At 55.9% G+C, this 19,150-nt stretch carries 21 protein-coding genes and 2 tRNA genes; 10 read left to right on the top strand and 13 right to left on the bottom strand.

Annotated features, from left to right (window positions below; all coding sequences use genetic code 11):
- The first annotated feature begins 57 nt into the window (after positions 1-57).
- Positions 58-336, top strand: a complete 279-nt coding sequence (gene yccX / locus ABIB18_RS01315) for an acylphosphatase (RefSeq protein WP_031376106.1) — start codon at positions 58-60, stop codon at positions 334-336.
- 13 nt (positions 337-349) lie between these two features.
- Here yccX and ABIB18_RS01310 read toward each other — a convergent pair whose 3' ends face one another.
- Entirely contained in the window at positions 350-676 is a 327-nt protein-coding gene (locus tag ABIB18_RS01310; protein ID WP_031376105.1) for a TusE/DsrC/DsvC family sulfur relay protein, read from the bottom strand.
- Positions 677-783: 107 nt separating this feature from the next.
- Positions 784-1,437, bottom strand: coding sequence for an FtsH protease modulator YccA (gene yccA / locus ABIB18_RS01305; protein ID WP_031376104.1), 654 nt, complete (start codon positions 1,435-1,437; stop codon positions 784-786).
- Positions 1,438-1,657: 220 nt separating this feature from the next.
- Here yccA and ABIB18_RS01300 point away from each other — a divergent pair.
- From ABIB18_RS01300 to agp, 3 genes are all read left to right on the top strand, one after another.
- Positions 1,658-1,745, top strand: a tRNA-Ser gene (locus tag ABIB18_RS01300).
- A gap of 72 nt (positions 1,746-1,817) precedes the next feature.
- Positions 1,818-1,905: transfer RNA gene (locus ABIB18_RS01295), tRNA-Ser, on the top strand.
- A gap of 272 nt (positions 1,906-2,177) precedes the next feature.
- Positions 2,178-3,911: a bifunctional glucose-1-phosphatase/inositol phosphatase gene (gene agp / locus ABIB18_RS01290; RefSeq protein ID WP_354473529.1), complete on the top strand. Its 1,734-nt coding sequence runs from the start codon at positions 2,178-2,180 to the stop codon at positions 3,909-3,911.
- A 65-nt stretch (positions 3,912-3,976) separates the two neighbouring features.
- On the opposite strand, the gene ABIB18_RS01285 is transcribed toward agp, so the two are convergent.
- The 3 genes from ABIB18_RS01285 to wrbA are packed head-to-tail and all read right to left on the bottom strand — an operon-like array spanning position 3,977 to position 6,254.
- A complete protein-coding gene (locus ABIB18_RS01285; protein ID WP_031376102.1) occupies positions 3,977-5,350 on the bottom strand; it encodes an NAD-dependent succinate-semialdehyde dehydrogenase in 1,374 nt (457 codons plus the stop codon).
- Positions 5,351-5,403: 53 nt separating this feature from the next.
- On the bottom strand, positions 5,404-5,634 hold the full coding sequence (locus ABIB18_RS01280; RefSeq protein ID WP_031376101.1) for a YccJ family protein: 231 nt from the start codon (positions 5,632-5,634) through the stop codon (positions 5,404-5,406).
- Positions 5,635-5,654: 20 nt separating this feature from the next.
- The gene (wrbA, locus tag ABIB18_RS01275) at positions 5,655-6,254 is read right to left on the bottom strand and encodes an NAD(P)H:quinone oxidoreductase (RefSeq protein WP_031376100.1); all 600 of its coding nucleotides are present in this window, start codon (positions 6,252-6,254) and stop codon (positions 5,655-5,657) included.
- Positions 6,255-6,556: 302 nt separating this feature from the next.
- Between wrbA and ABIB18_RS01270 the strand changes: the two genes are divergently transcribed.
- Positions 6,557-6,733 carry a con-10 family general stress protein gene (locus ABIB18_RS01270; protein WP_069728130.1) on the top strand — a complete coding sequence of 59 codons (177 nt, stop codon included), beginning with the start codon at positions 6,557-6,559 and terminating at the stop codon, positions 6,731-6,733.
- A gap of 94 nt (positions 6,734-6,827) precedes the next feature.
- Entirely contained in the window at positions 6,828-7,751 is a 924-nt protein-coding gene (locus tag ABIB18_RS01265; protein ID WP_354473528.1) for a DMT family transporter, read from the top strand.
- Here ABIB18_RS01265 and rutG read toward each other — a convergent pair whose 3' ends face one another.
- From rutG to rutA, 6 genes are read right to left on the bottom strand one after another with little or no spacing between them, the layout of a single operon-like run.
- Positions 7,752-9,080: a pyrimidine utilization transport protein G gene (gene rutG / locus ABIB18_RS01260; protein WP_279809356.1), complete on the bottom strand. Its 1,329-nt coding sequence runs from the start codon at positions 9,078-9,080 to the stop codon at positions 7,752-7,754. It abuts the gene before it with no gap.
- A gap of 55 nt (positions 9,081-9,135) precedes the next feature.
- Positions 9,136-9,651, bottom strand: a complete 516-nt coding sequence (gene rutF / locus ABIB18_RS01255; protein WP_354473526.1) for an NADH-dependent FMN reductase RutF — start codon at positions 9,649-9,651, stop codon at positions 9,136-9,138.
- A 20-nt stretch (positions 9,652-9,671) separates the two neighbouring features.
- Positions 9,672-10,481 (bottom strand): pyrimidine utilization protein D, encoded by an 810-nt coding sequence (gene rutD, locus ABIB18_RS01250; protein WP_354473525.1) that lies wholly within the window; start codon positions 10,479-10,481, stop codon positions 9,672-9,674.
- Positions 10,481-10,876 carry a pyrimidine utilization protein C gene (gene rutC / locus ABIB18_RS01245; RefSeq protein WP_069728134.1) on the bottom strand — a complete coding sequence of 132 codons (396 nt, stop codon included), beginning with the start codon at positions 10,874-10,876 and terminating at the stop codon, positions 10,481-10,483. Before rutC ends, rutD begins: the two co-directional genes overlap by 1 nt.
- 24 nt (positions 10,877-10,900) lie before the next feature.
- Entirely contained in the window at positions 10,901-11,623 is a 723-nt protein-coding gene (gene rutB / locus ABIB18_RS01240) for a pyrimidine utilization protein B (RefSeq protein WP_031376095.1), read from the bottom strand.
- Positions 11,623-12,714: a pyrimidine utilization protein A gene (gene rutA / locus ABIB18_RS01235; protein ID WP_089561072.1), complete on the bottom strand. Its 1,092-nt coding sequence runs from the start codon at positions 12,712-12,714 to the stop codon at positions 11,623-11,625. The genes rutB and rutA overlap by 1 nt, the downstream gene beginning before the upstream one ends.
- Before the next feature lie 307 nt (positions 12,715-13,021).
- On the opposite strand from rutA, the gene rutR reads away from it, so the two are divergent.
- Positions 13,022-13,657, top strand: a complete 636-nt coding sequence (gene rutR, locus ABIB18_RS01230; RefSeq protein ID WP_069728137.1) for an HTH-type transcriptional regulator RutR — start codon at positions 13,022-13,024, stop codon at positions 13,655-13,657.
- Positions 13,658-13,694: 37 nt separating this feature from the next.
- Positions 13,695-14,669 (top strand): metal-dependent hydrolase, encoded by a 975-nt coding sequence (locus ABIB18_RS01225; protein WP_354473523.1) that lies wholly within the window; start codon positions 13,695-13,697, stop codon positions 14,667-14,669.
- Between the two features lie 43 nt (positions 14,670-14,712).
- On the opposite strand, the gene cycA is transcribed toward ABIB18_RS01225, so the two are convergent.
- Positions 14,713-16,110 (bottom strand): D-serine/D-alanine/glycine transporter, encoded by a 1,398-nt coding sequence (gene cycA, locus ABIB18_RS01220; protein ID WP_069728138.1) that lies wholly within the window; start codon positions 16,108-16,110, stop codon positions 14,713-14,715.
- A 286-nt stretch (positions 16,111-16,396) separates the two neighbouring features.
- Between cycA and ABIB18_RS01215 the strand changes: the two genes are divergently transcribed.
- Complete coding sequence (locus ABIB18_RS01215; RefSeq protein ID WP_069728139.1) at positions 16,397-17,092, top strand: extensin-like domain-containing protein; 696 nt, start codon at positions 16,397-16,399, stop codon at positions 17,090-17,092.
- Position 17,093: 1 nt separating this feature from the next.
- Here ABIB18_RS01215 and ABIB18_RS01210 read toward each other — a convergent pair whose 3' ends face one another.
- Positions 17,094-17,768 carry a DUF4396 domain-containing protein gene (locus ABIB18_RS01210; RefSeq protein ID WP_046288405.1) on the bottom strand — a complete coding sequence of 225 codons (675 nt, stop codon included), beginning with the start codon at positions 17,766-17,768 and terminating at the stop codon, positions 17,094-17,096.
- Between the two features lie 546 nt (positions 17,769-18,314).
- Here ABIB18_RS01210 and ABIB18_RS01205 point away from each other — a divergent pair.
- Positions 18,315-19,037 (top strand): autoinducer binding domain-containing protein, encoded by a 723-nt coding sequence (locus ABIB18_RS01205; RefSeq protein WP_069728140.1) that lies wholly within the window; start codon positions 18,315-18,317, stop codon positions 19,035-19,037.
- Positions 19,038-19,150: the final 113 nt, after the last annotated feature.

Here is a 19,150-nt window from a genome sequence, read left to right as displayed (position 1 = left end):
GGCGCCATTGTCCGGTGGATAACGGGAAATTGCAACGAACAGCAGCAGGAGTGAAAAATGTCAGTAGCCTGTGTCAAAGCGTGGGTTCACGGTCGCGTACAGGGCGTCGGTTTTCGTTACAGCACTCAGGCCGAGGCAAAAACGCTCGGCGTGCAGGGCTATGCGCGTAATCTGGACGATGGCAGCGTTGAAGTGCTGGCCTGCGGTGAGTCTGAACAGGTTGATGCGTTAATCAGCTGGCTAAAAGCGGGCGGGCCGCGCAGCGCCCGGGTTGACCAGGTGCTGGTAGAACCACATCAGCCCGCTCAGCCACCGCGCGGTTTTACCACCGGCTGACTAAAAGTCCGGGTTACAGGCATTTGGCCGGTTTGGGCAGACCAGCGATTTTGGTCGCCTGTTTGGCCGGCCCTTCAGGAAACAGCCGAAACAGATAGCGGCTGTTGCCTTTCTCTTCGCCATATTTCTGTGCCATTGCTTTAACCAGCATCCGCACCGCTGGCGAGGTGTTGTATTCGAGGTAAAACGCCCGCACAAAATTCACCACTTCCCAGTGTGCTTCGGTCATCACAATACCTTCCTGGTCGGCGATTTGGCTGGCCAGTGCCTCACTCCAGTCGTCACGATGCTTCAGATAGCCTTCGGCATCGACGGCGATTTCGTTACCGTTGAAATTCACGTTCGGTCCTCTTGATTAATTACGGCGTATTTTACCAAATTCGCTCACCGGAAAAAGCAAAAACCCCGCCGAAGCGGGGTTGAGCAGATTTCGCGGGCAGTGACCGGTTAGTTACTGCGCGAGAAGCCGAGGATGCTCAGCAGGCTGATAAAGATGTTATACAGCGAGACATAGAGGCTGACCGTTGCACGGATATAGTTCGTTTCGCCGCCGTGAATGATATTGCTGGTTTCCCATAAAATCGCACCGGCTGAGAACAGAATAAACAGTGCGCTGATAGCCAGATGCAGCGCCGGCAGTTGCAGGAACAGGTTAGCGATAACCGCCACCAGCAGCACGACAAAGCCGGCCATCATCATTCCGCCGAGGAACGACATATCGCGGCGGGTGGTCAGCACATATGCCGAACAGCAGAAGAACACCAGCGCAGTACCGCCCAGCGCCAGCGCAATCACATCGCCCATGCCGGCAGTCAGGAACGAACTGAGGATAGGACCAAGGCAATAGCCAAGAAAGCCGGTAAAGGCGAAAGCGGCCAGAATACCCATCGGGCTATTGGCCAGACGGTACGTCAGAAACATCAGACCGTAGAAGCCGACCAGCATCAGGATCAGTCCTGGTGCAGGCAGGGCCAGCAGTGTACTGGCCGTAGCGGTTACCGCCGAGAAGGCGAGCGTCAGGCCGAGCAGAAAATAAGTATTACGCAGGACCTTATGGGTCGTCAGCAGTGACGACTGCGATGAAGTAACAATTCTTTCCATGTTGCGCTCCTTTTAGCAGAACACTAAATATGCGCTGAGAATACGCAGTGCAATAATGAGGGAAAAGGCGTTTTACCCTTCTTTACGCGTTATTCCGCTAATTCTTTGAGCAGAGTGGCGATTTTGACATCGAATAACAGCAATTTGACTGTTTTTCAGGCGAATGAATTGATCGATGCTTTACATCGCTAAACGGGATGTTTATAGTGCGCGTCATTGCGGAGGGGTGGCCGAGCGGCTTAAGGCAGCGGTCTTGAAAACCGCCGATGGGAAACCATCCGAGAGTTCGAATCTCTCCTCCTCCGCCACTTTATCTGCTCAGGCGATAAAGCGGCAAAATGTCTGATGATGATTTTGCTTATGCAGTAATGTTACAAAACGGAGGGGTGGCCGAGCGGCTTAAGGCAGCGGTCTTGAAAACCGCCGATGGGAAACCATCCGAGAGTTCGAATCTCTCCTCCTCCGCCACATTTTACAGAACAGGCCAGCACAATGTGCTGGCCTGTTCTGTTTCTGCGATCCGTCTTCCGCATTTCCGAAATTCTCCCGTTTAGCTTTCTGATGAGGGCGGCAGCGTTCATCTGCCCGGCGCATCTCTGCTATAGTCCACTCACTGTTTTTGTAAACATCTGGCGATTTTCCTGGATGAGCTGGGTTACACTGTTTAGCACTTCGCTCTGAGGCGAGCTAATCGGTTGATAGCCAGAGTGTTTCTCTACTGAATGAATGGAATAGGCACAATGATCAAGAAACTGAGTCTTTGCGCATTATCAGTGCTGGCAGCATTACCTGTCGGAACGGTAGCCTTCGCCGCTGATGGCGATATGCAACTGCAACAGGTGCTGATGTTAAGTCGACATAATTTGCGTGCGCCGCTGGCGGATAATGGCAGCGTGCTGGAGCAGTCGACTAAAAAAAGCTGGCCGCAATGGGATGTGCCCGGTGGACAACTGACCACCAAAGGCGGCGTGCTGGAAATCTACATGGGTAACTACACCCGTCAGTGGCTGGCGCAACAGGGTCTGGTGCAGAATGGCAGCTGCCCTGATAGCAATAACGTCTTCGTTTACGCCAATAGCCTGCAGCGTACCGTCGCCACCGCCCAGTTCTTTGTGAATGGTGCCTTCCCGGGTTGTGATGTTGCCGTCACCCATCAGGACGCGATGGGAACCATGGATCCTATCTTCAATCCGGTCATCACCGATGGCAGCGAAGCGTTCAACAAGCAAGCGCTGGCTGACATGGCTGCCGCTAATGAAAAGCTGGCGCTGAAGCCCGCTTTCCAGCGACTGGAAAAGATCGTTGACTACAAATCCTCTCCGGCGTGTAACAACAAAAAGCAGTGTGATCTGAGCAGCGGCCAGAACAGCTTCAGCGCGGAAAATGGCAAAGAACCAAACGTCAGTGGCCCGTTAAAAGTGGGTAACTCGCTGATGGATGCCTTTACGCTGCAATATTATGAAGGTTTCCCGCTGGATCAGGTTGCCTGGGGCCAGATCAAAACGCCTGAGCAGTGGAAAGAGCTGTCTGCGATTAAAAATGGTTATCAGGATACGCTGTTCACCAGCCCGACGATTGCCCGGGAAGTGGCGGCCCCGCTGGTGGATTACATCCGTAGCCAGTTAGTCGATCAGGACAAGGCCAATGCGCCAAAAGTGACCCTGATGGTTGGCCACGACTCCAACATCGCCTCCTTACTGAGTGCGTTGCAGGTGAAGCCGTATGAGCTGCCTGATACCTATGAAAAAACGCCGATTGGCGGTCAGGTGGTATTTGAGCGCTGGCACGATGCCAAAAATGATAAAGATCTGCTGAAGGTCGAGTACGTTTACCAGACCGCCGATCAGTTGCGTGATGCCGATGTACTGAGCCTGAAAAATCCGCCGAAGCGCGTTACTCTGCAACTGACCGGTTGTCAGACAGATGCGAATGGCTATTGCAGCTGGGATCAGTTCTCGCAGGCGTTAAATAGCGCGCTGCAGGGGACCCCAATGCAACCTGCGGCCGCACCAAAACCGGCAGCGGCTCAGCCTGACAGCGATGCGGCACCGGCTGCTGCAGCGGCTAACAGCGCAACCGATAAGCCGGCTGACAACGCGAAGGCCGACAAAGCTGACGCCGATAAAGCCAAAGCAGAGAAGGCTGAAGCGGACAAAGCAGCCGCTGAAAAAGCGAAGGCAGAGAAAGCTGACGCAGATAAAGCCAAAGCAGAGAAAGCTGAAGCGGACAAAGCAGCCGCTGAAAAAGCCAAAGCAGATAAGGCAGCGGCTGACAAAGCGGCAGCCGAAAAAGCCAAAGCAGCAGCCGATAAAGCAGCAGCCGATAAAGCAGCGGCCGAGAATGCCAAAGCAGAGAAAGCAGACGCTGAAAAAGCCGCGGCTGAAAAAGCTAAAGCCGACAATGCGACAGCCAGCCAGGCCCCAACCGCCGCGCAAAGCAACGACGCGAAATCAGTGGCAACGGCAGCGCAGTAAGTTTTCCTGCCGCGGTAAAATAAAAAACCCCGTCGAAACGGGGTTTTTTTATGGCTGACGTCCGGTTAGCCGGCGACCACCACCAGCTTCTGATTGGCAAATTCTTTAATGCCGAGGTCTGACAGCTCACGGCCATAGCCGGAACGTTTAACCCCACCAAACGGCAGCTCTGCCGAGGTATCACTTTGCGAGTTGATGAACACCATGCCGGTTTCAATCGCTGACGCCAGCTTGCGACCACGGGCGATATCGCGGGTCCAGACCGAGCCGCCTAAACCGTAGTGTGAATCGTTGGCCAGCGCGATAGCAGCCTGATCGTCACCAACCACGTAGACCTGCGCAACCGGGCCGAAGAACTCCTGATAATAGGCCGGGTTATCCGGCGTAATACCGGTGAGCAGGGTAGGCTGATAGTAACAGCCCACGCCCGCGACCGCTTTGCCGCCGGTGACCAGCTGCGCGCCATGCGCCACGGCTTCGTCCACCTGTTTCACCAGACGGTCACGCGCATCACTGGACGAAAGCGGGCCCAGCGTGGTTTTCTCATCCAACGGATCGCCCAGCGTGACGGAACTCAGCGCCGCGCTAAACTGACTGATAAAGCGATCGGCAATTTTTTCATGCAGGATAAAGCGCTTGGCAGCGGTACAAACCTGACCACAGTTGCTCAGGCGAGCCTGCACGCCCTGACGCACCGCTTCATCGAGATCGGCATCATCCAGCACGACAAAAACATCGTTGCCGCCCAGTTCGAGAGTCGACTTTTTCAGATGCTTACCGGCCTGCTCTGCGACTGCGCTGCCTGCCCGTTCCGAACCGGTCAGCGCCACGCCCTGAACCCGCTCGTCGGCAATCAAATCCGCGACCTGATCGGTCGAGATAAACAGGTTAGTCCAGGCACCTTCAGGCGCACCGGCTTCGCGGACCAGCTTTTCAAACACGTCCGCACAGTGCGGGACGATATTGGCATGTTTCGCCAGCACCGGATTACCCAGCGCCAGGTTAGGTGCCAGCACCCGCATCAACTGGTAATAAGGGAAGTTCCACGGCTCAACCGCCACCAGCACACCAATCGGATGATACTCAACCCAGGCTTCGCCCAGTTCACTAGGGTAGGGCTGCGGTTTCAGAATACGTTCGGCGTTTTCAGCATAGTAGCGCGCAATCTGCGAACAAATTTTTACTTCGCCGCGGCTTTGACCAATCAGCTTGCCCATCTCTTTACTGGCGATGGTGGCCAGCTCTTCCGCACGGCTATCAATCAGATCAGCCAGTTTGTGCAACACCTGCAGACGCGGCTGAATATCGCCTTTGCTCCAGTCTGAGTGGTAAAGGCGATCGGCGACCTCCAGAGCATGGCTGACGGCCGCCTCATCATGGGAGGGCCAGCTTTTCAGCACCTGGTTGTTCGCGGGATTAATGCTTTGATAGGAAGACATAGCGTGCTCCTTGGTCAGTTAAAAAGTCGAGGCGGGAAATTCCCGCCCCTGAATTACACGTTTTTTCGTTCTACTGTTTTGTCATCCCAGGTCAGGACATCTTTATCGGTTTTTTCAAAGGCGCGAATCAGCACGTCGTCACTGCCTTGCTGGCGCCAGATCTCTTCTGCAAGCCGCTCATCGTAATTTGCCACTTCGAAAATGGCCTCGGCGATTTCAGGCGAGGTATGACGCAGACTGGCCCATTCGCCAACGTGATGTGCTTTTGCTTGTTCAGTAGCCATAATGTTCTCCTTCGATGAAATCATTCCTTCAGTTTTACGGTCAGCCCGGCAACGTGCTCACCCTGATAGCGGGCGATGTTCAGTTCCTCTTCCGTGGGCTGACGTGAACCATCCCCGCCCGCCAGGGTAGATGCACCATAAGGCGTACCGCCGCGAGTCCGGGAAATATCAAACAACTCCTGCGTGCCGTAGCCGATCGGGACAATCACCATGCCGTGATGCGCCAGGGTGGTCCAGACCGAGGTAATCGTCAGCTCCTGGCCGCCGCCGGTGCCGGTTGAGGTGAAAACGCTGCCGACCTTGCCATGCAGCGCCCCCGATGCCCACAGTCCACCGGTGCGATCCCAGAAGGTGCGCATCTGACCTGACATATTGCCGAAGCGGGTCGGGGTGCCGACGATAATGGCGTCATACTGCGTCAACACCTCAGGGGTTGCTTCTGCAGCCGCCTGATTGGTTTTACCGCCCACCTGCGCAAAGCGCTCGGCATCCATGGTTTCTGGCACCCGCAGGATATCCACTTCCGCACCAGGCACCCGACGAGCGCCTTCTGCAACCGCGTTCGCCATCGTTTCGATATGTCCATACATTGAGTAGTAGAGCACCAGAATCTTAGCCATTGATCTCTCCGGGTCGGTTTGACGTCCTGAAAAGTATAGAAGAGCTTTCGTTTCACGTGGGCGAAGCGCGGGTCAGGCGTTCGGCAGTCGGGTAATAAACCGCCAGGCAATCGGTTGTAAGGCGACAGAATGTGCGTTGTTTAATCAAACTGAGGGTGAATAGTCTGTTGCTAAATGTGACTGTCGCAGGAGCAAAAACAGAAATTGGCTATTCTTTAAGCATGGCTGAAAGCGGTGCTATTGCCGTCAGCCACAGGTTGCTTTCTTTCCTCATTTATCGCGTTACGCGACAGGAGTAGACCATGGCATCACATCGTGGAGGTTCAGGAAATTTCGCCGAAAACCGTGAACGTGCTGCAGAAGCGGGGCGGAAAGGCGGTAAAAACAGCGGCGGGAATTTCAAAAACGATCCGCAACGCGCTGCCCGTGCTGGCGAAAAAGGGGGGCGCAGCAGCAGTAAAAAAACCGATGATGAATAAACCTCTGTTCCGCCGGTAAACACCGGCGGTCAACGCCGTTGCTTTTCCTCTGTTCACTCCGCACAATAAGCCCGAATCCATCATCAGGTGAATTATGTCGGACGCACTCCGCGGTTTATCCCTGCGCCTTACGCGCCAGGAGCTGGTATTACTGTTTATCACCATGGTCTGGGGCGGCACCTTTCTGGTGGTGCACCGTGCGATGCAACACTCCGGTCCCTTTTTCTTCGTCGGGCTGCGCTTTGCTACGGCGGCGCTGCTGCTGGCACTGTTTTTCCGCCGTTATCTGGCCGCTATCAGCTGGCTGGAAATTAAAGCCGGCACCCTGATTGGCCTGTCGATTGCCGGAGGTTACGGCTTACAAACCTGGGGAATGCAGACCATCTCCAGCAGCCAGTCGGCGTTTCTCACCGCGCTCTATGTGCCGGTGGTACCGCTGCTGCAATGGCTGTTTTTACGCCGTCCGCCGGGGCTGATGTCGTGGATCGGTATCGTGCTGGCATTTACCGGCCTGTTGCTGGTAGCCGGGCCGCAGGATGGCCGCATCAGCCTGAACGCCGGTGAACTGGCGACCCTTCTCAGTACCCTGGCGATCGCGGCCGAGATCATCTTAATCAGCCGCTATGCCGGTCAGGTTGATGTCCGCCGGGTTACTCTGATACAGCTGGCGGTGGCATCACTGTGCGCTTTTGCGTTGATGATCCCCAATGGTGAAACGGTTCCGGTGCTTTCGACGCCGCTACTGCTCAGCGCGCTGGGACTTGGCGCAGCCAGCGCCTTAATTCAGGTCACGATGAACTGGGCGCAGCGCAGCGTTTCACCGACCCGGGCGACGGTGATTTATGCCGGTGAACCGGTCTGGGCGGGTGTGGTCGGGCGGATAGCGGGTGAGCGTTTGCCAGCCCTGGCGTTGCTGGGCGGGGCGCTGATTGTCTGCGGCGTGATTGTCAGTGAGCTGCGGCTGAAACGGAATAAAGCGGTGCAGCCAGCGACCACACCGCAGGAATCGCAGGAATAGTTAGCCCTCCTGTCGCGCCAGTGGCTTATCCGGTAGGGTCACGCCGCGTCGGCGCAGAATCGCATTAAGGATAATGGCGCCGAAGGTGGCGGTGCCGATACCGCCGAGGGTAAATGAACCTATCTTCAGCGCAAAGTCACCGGCACCCAGCACCAGCGTGGTGGCGACCATAATCAGGTTGCTGTTCTGGCTGAAATCAACGTGATTTTGAACCCAGATGCGAGCCCCTGCCACCGCAATCAGCCCAAACACCACAATCGATGCTCCGCCAATTACCGGCGCCGGAATGGTGTGGATTAGCGCGCCAAACTTCGGCGAGAAACCGGCCAGAATGGCAATGATCGCCGCGGCGACAAACGCCAGCGTTGAGTAGACTTTAGTCACCGCCATCACCCCGATATTTTCTGCATAGGTGGTTACGCCGCTGCCGCCGATCGAGCCGGAGAGCATTGTTGCCAGACCGTCGCCGACAAATGCCCGCCCCATATACGGGTCAAGGTTACGTCCGGTCATTCCCGCCACCGCTTTCAGGTGACCAAGATTCTCCGCCACCAGAATGATCGCTACCGGCGCGATCATCACCATCGCCTGTAGATCAAAAGCTGGCGCGGTGGTGTGCGGCAGGCCAAACCACGGTGCCTGCGCCAGCAGCGTAAAGTCGACCGGCTTGCCCAGTCCCAGCCCGTTGGTCAGCAGAGCATAGAGCGCCCACGCCACGATCAGCCCAATCAGGATCAGCAGGCGCTGTATCATGCCGTGCGTAAATACCGCCACCACGCCAATACAGAGCACCGTCATTACCGCCACCCAGCTGTCAAACGAGGATCCGGATACACCATGCACCGCAATCGGGGCCAGATTCAGCCCGATGGCCATCACCACCGCGCCCGTCACCACTGGCGGCATCAGGTTTTCAATCCAGCGGGTACCGGCTTTCATCACCACCAGCCCAATCAGGGTATAAACCAGGCCACAGGCGATTACGCCACCCAGCGCCACGCTGAGATTAGGGTTCAGTCCCTGACCGCTGAAACCGGTCACGGCGATCACCACCCCGACAAACGCGGCGCTGGAGCCAAGGTAACTGGGCACCCGACCGCCGGTAATCAAAAAGAACAGCAGGGTGCCAATCCCCGACACCAGAATCGCCAGGTTAGGGTCCAGGCCCATCAGCAACGGCATCAGTACCGTTGCGCCAAACATCGCGACTGCATGTTGCAAACCAAGAATCAGCGTTTGCCCCATCGGCAGCGTTTCATCCGGGGCAATAATGCCGTTTTCACTCAGTGCCGACTTCTTTTGCCATTGCGGGAACCAGGAACGTGCCATCGTATACTCCAGAAAGTGATGAATGCCGGGGCCAGGCCTGCGGAAGGCTGGCGGATTAACAGGCTTCCTGCCGCATAAGCGGATGATAACCGCGGTCAAACCATGTCAGACCGTGGGTATCGTCGTTACGCACCAGCGCCAGCACCTCACAGAACAGAATGTCGTGGGTGCCGACGCTGACAATCTGGCTGATACGACAGTCAAACGAGGCGACTGCGCCGCTCAGCACCGGCGAACCGGTAATCGCTGTTGACCATTCGGCAGCAATAAAGCGTTCGGCCATCGGCGTCTTGCCGCCGAACAGGTTGGATAAGGTTTCGTGGCCTGCCGCCAGGGTATTGACGCACAGCTGACGGTTTTCACAGAACACCGGCCAGACCGAGGCGGAACGATTGAGGCAGACCAGCAGGGTAGGTGGCGAATCGGTAACGCTGCAGACCGCAGAGGCAGTAAAGCCAGCACGACCGGCCGGGCCTTCGGTGGTGATGATATTGACGGCGGCACCCAGCCGCGACATGGCGTTACGAAACTCAGTTTTCTCTACCACAGGCGCAAGATGATTCGGATTCATCGCGTTCTCCACAAAAAGGGTTACCCGGCGACGCGTGCCAGTGGCTGCACGTCATCGGTATCATCCAGCCACTGCACCAGCAGGGCATTAAAGTGATCGGCATCGGTTACGCTCATCGCGTGGCCACCCCATGCCATTACCTGCTCCGAGGCGTTCGGCAGCGCCGCCGCCAGCTGTGCGGAACAGCTCCAGGGCACCAGCAGATCGTCCTGACTGCAGATCACCAGCACCGGCTGGGGAATAGCGGCGGCACGCGTGCTGAAATCAGCGCTCATCAGGGCGTGCAGACGCCGCATCAGGTTCTCCATTCCCTGGAAATGGACAATGTGATGACTGTCTTCCTGTTCCAGCCGGGTCTGATGCTGCGCCATCCATTCAGCCGGATAGAGAAACAGCGGCTGGGCACGCACAAAGGCTTCAACGCCGACGTTAAGCAACAGATCCTGGCGCACCTGAAAGCAGCGGCGCGTGTGGGGATGCAGCGTCAGCCAGCCATTGATCACCACTATCCGTTCAACCCGCTCCGGATAATCCAGCGCCAGTTGCAAACCCACCAGCCCGCCGAGCGCATGACCGATCAGGCTGAAACGCAGGATTCCCTGCTGCGCCAGCGCGGCGGCCAGCTCTGCCGCCATCATCGCCATGCTGTAACCTTCCGGCAGGGTATCGGCGCTGCGGCCGGTACCGCGCTGATCGTAGAGCACCACCCGGTAACGGGCGGTCAGGGCAGCCAGCTGCGGCTGCCAGAAGCCCGCCACGCCACCCAGACCGGAAGAGAGCACCAGCGTCGGGGCATCCGGCGACTGCAGGCCAAGGATATCCAGCTGCATCAGACCTCCTGTTTGCCGATGTGAGCCACGCTGGCGATTTCAATCAGCGCATCGGGTTTGACCAGCCCGCACTGAATACAGAAGCGGGCCGGTTTATCACCGGGAAAATAATCGGCATAGACCTGATTCACCGCCGCGTAATTGGCCCAGTCGGTAATGAATATCGAGTTGAACGTCACGTCCGCCATATTGCCGCCGGCGGTTTCAATCACCTTCTTGATGGTTTCCAGTACATGGCGGGTTTGTGCCGCAGCGTCGCCAACGTGCACCACGTTATTATCAGCATCGAACGGTAACGTACCCGAAACGTACACCACGCCGTCGGCCAGCGTGCCGGGCACGAAAGGGGCTATGGGGGTGGTGGTTCCCGGCGGAATAATCACGCTTTTTGGCATAACAACTTCTCCTTTTTGAATCGCTCAGCGGGAATCGGCAGGTTTCAGGCTCTCGCAGAAGGTGGCAACATCCGACACCCAGCCAAAAAACGTTTCGATATTAAACAGGGCCGCCTGCTGCGCAAAAGCAGGTCCGGCCTGATAAGTCGCGTCTTCCAGCACCACGCCGAAATACTCAAGGAAGAAACCGTCACGCAGTGTCGATTCGACGCAGACGTTAGTCGCAATGCCGGTGAAGATCAGATGACGGATACCGCGGCTGCGTAACATGCTGTCGAGCGGCGTATTAAAGAAGCCGCTGTAGCGTGGTTTCGGCAACACAATGTCGCCCGGCTGCGGCACCAGCTGATCCACCAGCGCATAATCCCAGCTGCCTTTCGACAGCAGCGTGCCGTGCAGTTCCGGGCGTTTGCGCATGGTTTTCAGCGCATTCGATTTGTGAAAATTGGGTGAACCGGCATCGCCAGCTTCGACGTAATCCGCATCCCAGCCGTTCTGAAACCAGATAATCTGGATGCCTGCTGCCCGGGCAGCGGTCACCGCCTGTGCGATGCTGGCGATCACCGGCTGGGTGGCAGAGACATCAAACCCGGCCAGATCCAGATAGCCGCCTTCGGTGGCGTAAGCATTTTGCATATCCACCACAATCAGCGCGCTCTGGCTGGGTGGAAAGGCGATCGGTTCGGGACGCGCCGGCAGCTCAATCTGCGGCACGTCTGGGGTATGGGCGCAATAAACCGTACTCATCAGGCCACCTCCTGTTGGGCTTCCAGCAGGGCACTGCGGCACTGCATCAGCGGTTGAATATGTTGACCAAAGTCTTCGATGCCCTGCAGGAAATCATCAAACGTCAGCAGCACGCCATGGGTGCCGTCCACCTGCGCCACCTCATCCAGCATCCGCGCCACGCTGGCATAAGAGCCGACCAGCGTCCCCATATTGATGTTGACCGCCGAGGTGGGATCGGCCATCTGGCGCACGTTGGTGTCGCTGCCTGATTTGGTGTCCTGCTGGCTTTGGGTGGTCAGCCAGGAGAGTGCCTCTTCATCGGCACCGGCTTTGTAGTGTTCCCATCGGGCGCGGGCTTCTTCATCGGTCGCAGCCGCGATAATCATAAACAGCACATAGGAGCCGACATCGCGTCCGGCTTTTTCCGCGGCCTGCTTCATCCGCGTGGAGGTCGCGCTGAATGCGGTAGGGGTATTCACGCCTTTACCAAAGCAGAAGTTGTAATCGGCGTGCTGGGCGGAAAATGCCATACCGGCATCACTCTGACCGGCGCAGATTACCTTCATCGGCCGCTGCGGTTGCGGGCTGACCCGGCAGTCATTCATGGTGAAAAAATCGCCCTTGAAGTCAGACTTGCCGGTGCCCCACAGATCGCGCAGCACGGTAACGTATTCGGTCAGATAGGCATAACGGCTGCCGAAGTACTCATCGCCCGGCCATAATCCCATCTGCTCATATTCGGGCTTCTGCCAGCCGGTCACCAGGTTGACGCCAAATCGGCCATTGGAAATCGAATCGATGGTGGCGGCCATGCGCGCCACAATAGCCGGGGGCAGCGTCAGCGTGGCCGCCGTCGCGTAGATCTCAATGCGAGAGGTCACGGCTGCCAGGCCCGCCATCAGGGTGAAGGACTCGAGGTTGTGATCCCAGAATTCGGTCTTACCGCCGAAGCCGCGCAGTTTGATCATCGACAGCGCAAAGTCGAAATGGTAATGCTCCGCTTTCAGCACGATCGCTTTGTTCAGTTCAAAGGTCGGCTTGTATTGCGGTGCATGGGATGAAATCAGCCAGCCATTGTTACCAATCGGAATAAAGACGCCTATCTTCATGTGAAACCTCTATGCAGTCGGGGGAGGACATTTCACGCGCGGCACTGCTTCCTGCTTCATCCCTGAGGGGCTGCGCTCAGTCACAATTCTGCAAACTGTGTGCCACTTTTTTTAATGCAATAAATAACAACAGGTTAAACTTAACCCAAAAGAGGTAACCAGAGCAGATGGTCCATTTCGGACCGTTTGGTCAAAATTCGCTGCACATTTTCCATGCAGGCTGAGCGAAAAAGGTGCAGGCGGTGGATTGGGCAGGGCGGAAGCACTTTGCTATGATGCGCTGACACAAGAGGGATGAGGTAAACGTGTGAAAACCGATGAAAAAAAGCCAACGCGTCGTTCGCGTGCCGTCGCCGCGAAACGTGCTGCCATTCTGGAGGCGGCATTGGCGTTCTTCTCACAGTTTGGCATTCATGGCACCAGCCTCGATAAGGTGGCAGAACGGGCTGACGTCTCTAAAACCAATCTGCTCTACTATTTCCCCTCTAAAGAAGCGCTGTATGTGGCGGTGCTGAAACAGATACTGGATGTCTGGCTGGCTCCGCTGCGGGCGCTGGCGCACGATCAGGATCCGCTGGTGGCGATTCGCCGCTACATCCGCCTTAAGCTGGAAGTATCACGCGATCACCCACAGGCCTCGCGGCTGTTTTGCCTGGAGATGTTGCAGGGCGCACCACTGCTTAAAGGTGAACTGGCGGGCGATCTGAAACAGCTGGTGGATGACAAAGCGGCGATTATTGAGCGCTGGATTGATGAAGGCCGGCTGGCAGGTGTCCAGCCGCAACATCTGATCTTCATGCTGTGGGCCACCACCCAGCACTATGCCGATTTTGCCAGTCAGGTCGAGGCGGTCACCGGTCAGACGCTTAACGATCCCGATTTTTTTGATCAGACGGTCAGCAACGTGCAGCGCATGATTATTGAAGGGATTCGGGTGCGCTGACTGACGCCGGATCGACCGTTCGCCACGGAGTAAAACCATGGATTCTGTTTCGCAGTTGGTGCTGGGTGCCGCGGTCAGCGTGGCGGTAATGGGACGACGGGTGCCGGTCTGGCAGGCTGCAGTGGTCGGTGCCGTCTGCGGCACCCTGCCCGATCTTGATGTGTTTATCGATCATGGCGATGCGATACGCAATATGACGCTGCATCGTACCGAAAGTCATGCGCTGCTCTATCTCACGATGATATCGCCGCTGATCGCCTGGCTGGTGGCCGGACTGTTCCGCCACCGGGTGAGATGGCCGGCATGGTGGCCCGCCATCTGGCTGGCGCTGATTACCCATCCGCTGCTCGATTTAATGACGGTGTATGGCACCCAGCTTGGCCTGCCGCTGACCGATCATCCCTATGCGATTGGCAGTATTTACATCGTCGATCCGCTTTATACGCTGCCGCTGCTGATTGGCGTGGCGCTGGCGCTGTGGCGGCGCAGTGAGCGCGGGCTACGCTGGAACCGGATTGGCCTGACCCTGAGTACGCTCTACCTGCTGTGGAGCGTGGCGATTCAGGGCGTGGCGGCAGGGCAGATCAAGCAGGCGCTGGTCCGGCAGGGGATCCCAACCGATAAGGTGCTGGTGACCCCGACCGCCTTCAACAGCCTGGTGTGGCGCAGCGTGGTGATGACACCGGACCGCTACGGTGAGGTTTACTGGTCACTGCTGTCGCCACGGCGTCCGCTGCAGGTGGTATGGCGACCCCGTCATCCTGAACTGTTTGATGCGCTGCGTGGAAACGGGTATGCCGAGCGGGTCGCGTGGTTCAGCCACGGTTTTTATGCGATGGCGGAACGCAACGGGCAGATTACCATTGCCGATCTGCGGATGGGGGAAGGCGATGATTTCACCTTTACCTTTAACCTCGGTAGCCCACAACAGCCCGATCCACAGCCACAGCGGCTGCCGTCGGAGCGGCCTACTTTGCAGGCGGTGTTCTCGACACTGTCTCAGCGGCTATAAAAAAGCCCGGTCAGTGACCGGGTTTTTTATTGCCAGCAGGCGGTTAGCGTGGTTGACGGCGGCGGCGCACCAGCCAGCCCATCGTCAGCAGCGCAAACCACAGCGGTGTCACCATCAGGGCCTGGCGCGTATCTTCCTGCAGGGTCAACAACACCAGCACGAAAGCGAAGAACGCCATGCAAACCCAGCACATGAACTTGCCCATTGGCATTTTAAAGCCGGACTGGGCATGACGCTGCGGGTACTTTTTACGGTAGGCCAGGTAGCTGCACAGGATGATGGTCCAGACGAACATGAACAGAATGGCGGAAACGGTGGTCACCAGGGTGAATACCGTCATCACGTCCGGGATCAGATAAATCAACGCTACGCCAGCCAGCAGACACAGGCAGGAGAAAAGCAGGCCGGTGGTCGGGACCGCGCGCGCTGACAGGCGGCCAAAGGCACGGCTGGCCACGCCCTGCTGCGACAGGCCATACAGCATACGGCTGGTCGAGAAAATACCGCTGTTAGCGGAGGAGGCTGCCGAGGTCAGGACCACGAAGTTGACGATACTGGCCGCAGCGGGCAGGCCAATCAGCACAAACATTTCAACGAACGGGCTACGGTCGGCCATCACCTGGGTCCAGGGCGTCACCGCCATGATCACCATCAGCGCCAGCACGTAAAACATAATAACCCGCAGCGGAATGGCGTTAATCGCGCGCGGCAGTACTTTATGTGGATCGTGCGTTTCTGCCGCGGCGGTGCCGACCAGTTCAATGCCGACAAAGGCAAACACCGCAATCTGGAAGCCGGCAAAGAAGCCGCTCAGCCCTTTTGGAAACAGCCCACCGTGATCCCAGATATTACTCAGCGAGGCGGTGCCGCCGCCGGGTGAGGGATAATGCATCGATACCAGCACAATGCCGGTAATGATCAGCGCCACAATCGCCACGATTTTGATGATCGCGAACCAGAACTCCATCTCACCAAACAGTTTGACGGTCGCAATGTTGAGCGTCAGGAAAACCACCACGCACAGCAGGGCGCTCATCCAGATCGAGAAGCCGGGAAACCAGAGCTGGAAGTACGCGCTGATGGCAACCACATCAGCAATGCCGGTCACCACCCAACAGAACCAGTAGGTCCAGCCGGTAAAATAGCCCGCCCAGGGGCCAAGCAGGTCAGCCGCAAAATCGCTGAATGATTTGTACTCAAGATTGGACAGCAGCAGCTCGCCCATTGCCCGCATCACGAAGAACAGCATAAAGCCGATGATCATATAAACAAAAATGATCGAGGGTCCCGCCAGGCTAATGGTTTTACCGGAACCCATGAACAGGCCGGTACCGATAGCACCACCGATGGCGATAAGTTGAATATGGCGATTATGCAGGTTGCGCCGCAGTTTATCCGGGCCTTCCTGCGCGAGTGGCGCGTCTTTAGATTGATCAACCATGGAATTGTCTTTCCTTTCTTGATGTTGTGTCAGCTCTGCTGGCTGTTACTGAATGGCGTCGCCCGAAGGCAAGCCGGCATAAGATAGTGGAAGTCACCCTAAAGCCGGTAACGGTTTTTTATCAATTGTGACCATTGCCGCTCAATCAGGTGGCAGCAAAGCGTTACGCAGGTTAATCCTGCGGCAGGCTGGGTAATTTTTCATCACGTTGTGTCAGGTTCAGGGCGTGACGGGGATTGTACTTCTACACTTTTTGTTGGTTATTCATCATGCTGCGAGAGGGACTATGCGCACGCTTATTCTGTTTTTGCTGTTGATTGCGCTGGGATGGGTCAGTTTACCCTGGCTAAAACAGCATCTGCCGCCGCAATTTAATCCCTTTATTCCGCTGTCGGTGACCGACCCGCCGGGCTGGATGACGCAACTCAAAATGAAACGGCTGGCCGGCGATCCTGCCGCCTGTCTGGCGGTGATGCGGCGCGCGCAGCAGGCGGGCTGGGTCAGCTTCAGCGAAAGACCGCCGCTACGGGGCAACTGTCCCCTTGCCGATCCGTTGCGTATCCAGAAATTTGGCCCGGTCAGCCTGAGCAGCAGTTTCCTTGCCAGCTGCCCAATGGCGGTTGCCAGCACCATGTACGCCTTACGCAGCCGTGAACAAACCCTGCAGCAGATGCAGAGCCCGCTGGTGCGGATTAGCCACGTCGGCAGTTATGCCTGTCGCAATATTTATCATCGGACCGAAGGGCGATTGAGCGAACATGCGACGGCTGATGCCTGGGATGTGACCGGCTTTCAGCTGGCCAATGGCCAGCGGCTTACTGTCAGCCAGCACTGGCAGCAGCCTACGGACAAAGCCGCAATGCTGCATACGCTGTGGCGTGGCGGTTGCCAGGTGTTTGGCAATGCGCTGGGACCCGACTATAACGCCGCCCATACCACCCATTTTCATCTGGGCATGCGCGGCGCGGGGTATTGTCGATAAATCATAAAACAGGATTAATACCGCGTTTGATTATGAAATGATTTGCTGGCCACGAAAAAACAAATCCAGTCATCATCGCGAGTTGCAGCATAAACCAGAAGAGCGTCCGCGACGGATTGATCTGCTGATGCAGCACAAATTTCAGGGCCAGCGCCATAAAGAAAAAAATGCCGGCCTGACAGATCAGCAGCGGAAAGGCGCTGCGTTTAAATGCCAGCGACAAGCGCTGCCAGAATGATTTTTTTTCATGTTGAGGCAGGGAGAAAAATTGAAAAAGCAGCAGTAACAGGAAAGAGAGTAACAGCGAAATTGCTGCCTGTTGCCAGATCAACAGCGGTATTTTCAGATAGTTCAGCAGCGTGATAATTGGTAAGGTTAGCGCCTCAGCTAAAATACAGGCGGCGGCTGAGATGGCGGTGGCGATAAATAGCGCTTGCCAGCCACGATAGCGGGACGATTTGGGCGAAATCAGTAACGCTGCTTTTAACTGATGTCGGGGAATCCGGCCGAGATACCACCAGGCCAGCCAGCCGATAAACGGCAGATAAAGCCCGGTGAGTGGCCAGATCAGGTTCATCAGTCTGCCCGGCTGACGGTAAAGGAAAATATCCTTGGTAATCATCAGTGCGGTGCAAACGCCGGACACCAGAAAGAGTAAAGCCCACTGATTTAGCATCGTATGCTCCCGTGGCGGGTTAATCCATGTCGTGTTGAAACGCGCGTCTGACGGCTGTTTTCGTCCCGAATCTTAAGCGGTTAGTCACGGTGACCGCAGATTAAGCGTAGTCTCAGGATTACAAGAGTGAAATGCATGCTTATTTCCTGATGAAAAATATGTTGAACATCAACCTTTACCGCTTCGCTTATTCAGCACCTATTTAACCTGCTGTTTAACCATAAATTACTGGCGCTCAGGAAATAACTTTTTATCTGGACTGAGACTTTTGCAACGCTGCTGAAAAAATCGAATGAAACACAATGATTGAAATTCCATCGGAAAAATCTTATTCTCCACTGATGATTGAAAGTTACACCGGACGGCCTCATATTGACGTTGAAAGGCGGTTGTGGGGAGCCTGAGGTTCAGAGAATTAAATGCCATCTTTATTGTGGCGATGCCGGTTTGTACAATAAATTAATTTACTCCTGATAATTTATTTTTTATCTGAATAACCAAAATGAATAATAATGCGCAAATGCGTAAAAATAATGCCGAGGCAATATGAGTAGCGGGGATTATTTCGCCTGGCGGGGTGACGCAGAAGAAAAATTTCGGGCATTAACTTGTTCTTCTGAGCTGAAGACGTTATTGCACTGCTTTACTGAATCATTAGGCTTCGACTATTTTGCCTTCCTGATTCAGCATCCGGTGCCTTTCACCCGACCGCGCATTCATTTACACAGCAGTTATCCCACGCAATGGGTTAAGCATTATGAAGCGAACAATTATTACGCGGTCGATCCGGTGCTGGAACAGTGCCAGCGGCCCGGCCGGGGAATGGTCTGGACGCGTGAACTGTTTACCGAGGCCGGTAACCTGTGGCAGGAGGCGGCAGAGCACGGCCTGCGTAGCGGTTTTTCTTGCTCTGCAATGGCACCAAATCGCGTCATTGGTATATTATCTATATCATCGCAACAGCCGCTTCCTATTCAGCAGCGCCGCATTGAGCTGGAAGTCAAACTACACTTTTTAGCGGAGCTAAGCTTAGATACGCTGGAACGCTTTAGCGATGATGCAATGATGGTACTAAAAAAAGAGTTTAGTCAGCGCGAGCTGGAAATTTTGAAATGGACTGCAGAGGGAAAAACTGCGGTGGAAATTTCACTTATTTTATCCATCTCTGAACATACCGTTAACTTTCACCAAAAAAATATGCAAAAGCGTTTCAATGTTTCCAATAAAACCCAGATTGCCTGTTATGCAGCAGCAGTCGGGCTGATTTAGACGAAAAGCAACTACCAATTTTAGTAGTTCCCTCGTCCAGGTCAGTTGTCTACCCTGCGCCGGGGCTTTGCCAGGCTGGCGCAAAGAAATCATTGCAAACATGGGGATGTCAG

It is taken from the genome of Pantoea sp. UYEF8 (assembly GCF_040546285.1).
Classification (GTDB): Bacteria; Pseudomonadota; Gammaproteobacteria; order Enterobacterales; family Enterobacteriaceae; genus Pantoea; species Pantoea brenneri.
Note: the sequence above shows the minus strand (reverse complement) of the source record. Positions and strands in the feature narration are given on the sequence as shown.

What these genes read in the sequence shown, in the direction of transcription:
- yccX (WP_031376106.1), top strand. Translation starts at nt 58, where the DNA reads ATGTCAGTAGCCTGTGTCAAAGCGTGGGTTCACGGTCGCGTACAGGGC.
- yccA (WP_031376104.1), bottom strand. Translation starts at nt 1,437, where the DNA reads ATGGAAAGAATTGTTACTTCATCGCAGTCGTCACTGCTGACGACCCAT.
- agp (WP_354473529.1), top strand. Translation starts at nt 2,178, where the DNA reads ATGATCAAGAAACTGAGTCTTTGCGCATTATCAGTGCTGGCAGCATTA.
- ABIB18_RS01285 (WP_031376102.1), bottom strand. Translation starts at nt 5,350, where the DNA reads ATGTCTTCCTATCAAAGCATTAATCCCGCGAACAACCAGGTGCTGAAA.
- ABIB18_RS01280 (WP_031376101.1), bottom strand. Translation starts at nt 5,634, where the DNA reads ATGGCTACTGAACAAGCAAAAGCACATCACGTTGGCGAATGGGCCAGT.
- wrbA (WP_031376100.1), bottom strand. Translation starts at nt 6,254, where the DNA reads ATGGCTAAGATTCTGGTGCTCTACTACTCAATGTATGGACATATCGAA.
- ABIB18_RS01270 (WP_069728130.1), top strand. Translation starts at nt 6,557, where the DNA reads ATGGCATCACATCGTGGAGGTTCAGGAAATTTCGCCGAAAACCGTGAA.
- ABIB18_RS01265 (WP_354473528.1), top strand. Translation starts at nt 6,828, where the DNA reads ATGTCGGACGCACTCCGCGGTTTATCCCTGCGCCTTACGCGCCAGGAG.
- rutG (WP_279809356.1), bottom strand. Translation starts at nt 9,080, where the DNA reads ATGGCACGTTCCTGGTTCCCGCAATGGCAAAAGAAGTCGGCACTGAGT.
- rutF (WP_354473526.1), bottom strand. Translation starts at nt 9,651, where the DNA reads ATGAATCCGAATCATCTTGCGCCTGTGGTAGAGAAAACTGAGTTTCGT.
- rutD (WP_354473525.1), bottom strand. Translation starts at nt 10,481, where the DNA reads ATGCAGCTGGATATCCTTGGCCTGCAGTCGCCGGATGCCCCGACGCTG.
- rutC (WP_069728134.1), bottom strand. Translation starts at nt 10,876, where the DNA reads ATGCCAAAAAGCGTGATTATTCCGCCGGGAACCACCACCCCCATAGCC.
- rutB (WP_031376095.1), bottom strand. Translation starts at nt 11,623, where the DNA reads ATGAGTACGGTTTATTGCGCCCATACCCCAGACGTGCCGCAGATTGAG.
- rutA (WP_089561072.1), bottom strand. Translation starts at nt 12,714, where the DNA reads ATGAAGATAGGCGTCTTTATTCCGATTGGTAACAATGGCTGGCTGATT.
- ABIB18_RS01225 (WP_354473523.1), top strand. Translation starts at nt 13,695, where the DNA reads ATGGATTCTGTTTCGCAGTTGGTGCTGGGTGCCGCGGTCAGCGTGGCG.
- cycA (WP_069728138.1), bottom strand. Translation starts at nt 16,110, where the DNA reads ATGGTTGATCAATCTAAAGACGCGCCACTCGCGCAGGAAGGCCCGGAT.
- ABIB18_RS01215 (WP_069728139.1), top strand. Translation starts at nt 16,397, where the DNA reads ATGCGCACGCTTATTCTGTTTTTGCTGTTGATTGCGCTGGGATGGGTC.
- ABIB18_RS01210 (WP_046288405.1), bottom strand. Translation starts at nt 17,768, where the DNA reads ATGCTAAATCAGTGGGCTTTACTCTTTCTGGTGTCCGGCGTTTGCACC.
- ABIB18_RS01205 (WP_069728140.1), top strand. Translation starts at nt 18,315, where the DNA reads ATGAGTAGCGGGGATTATTTCGCCTGGCGGGGTGACGCAGAAGAAAAA.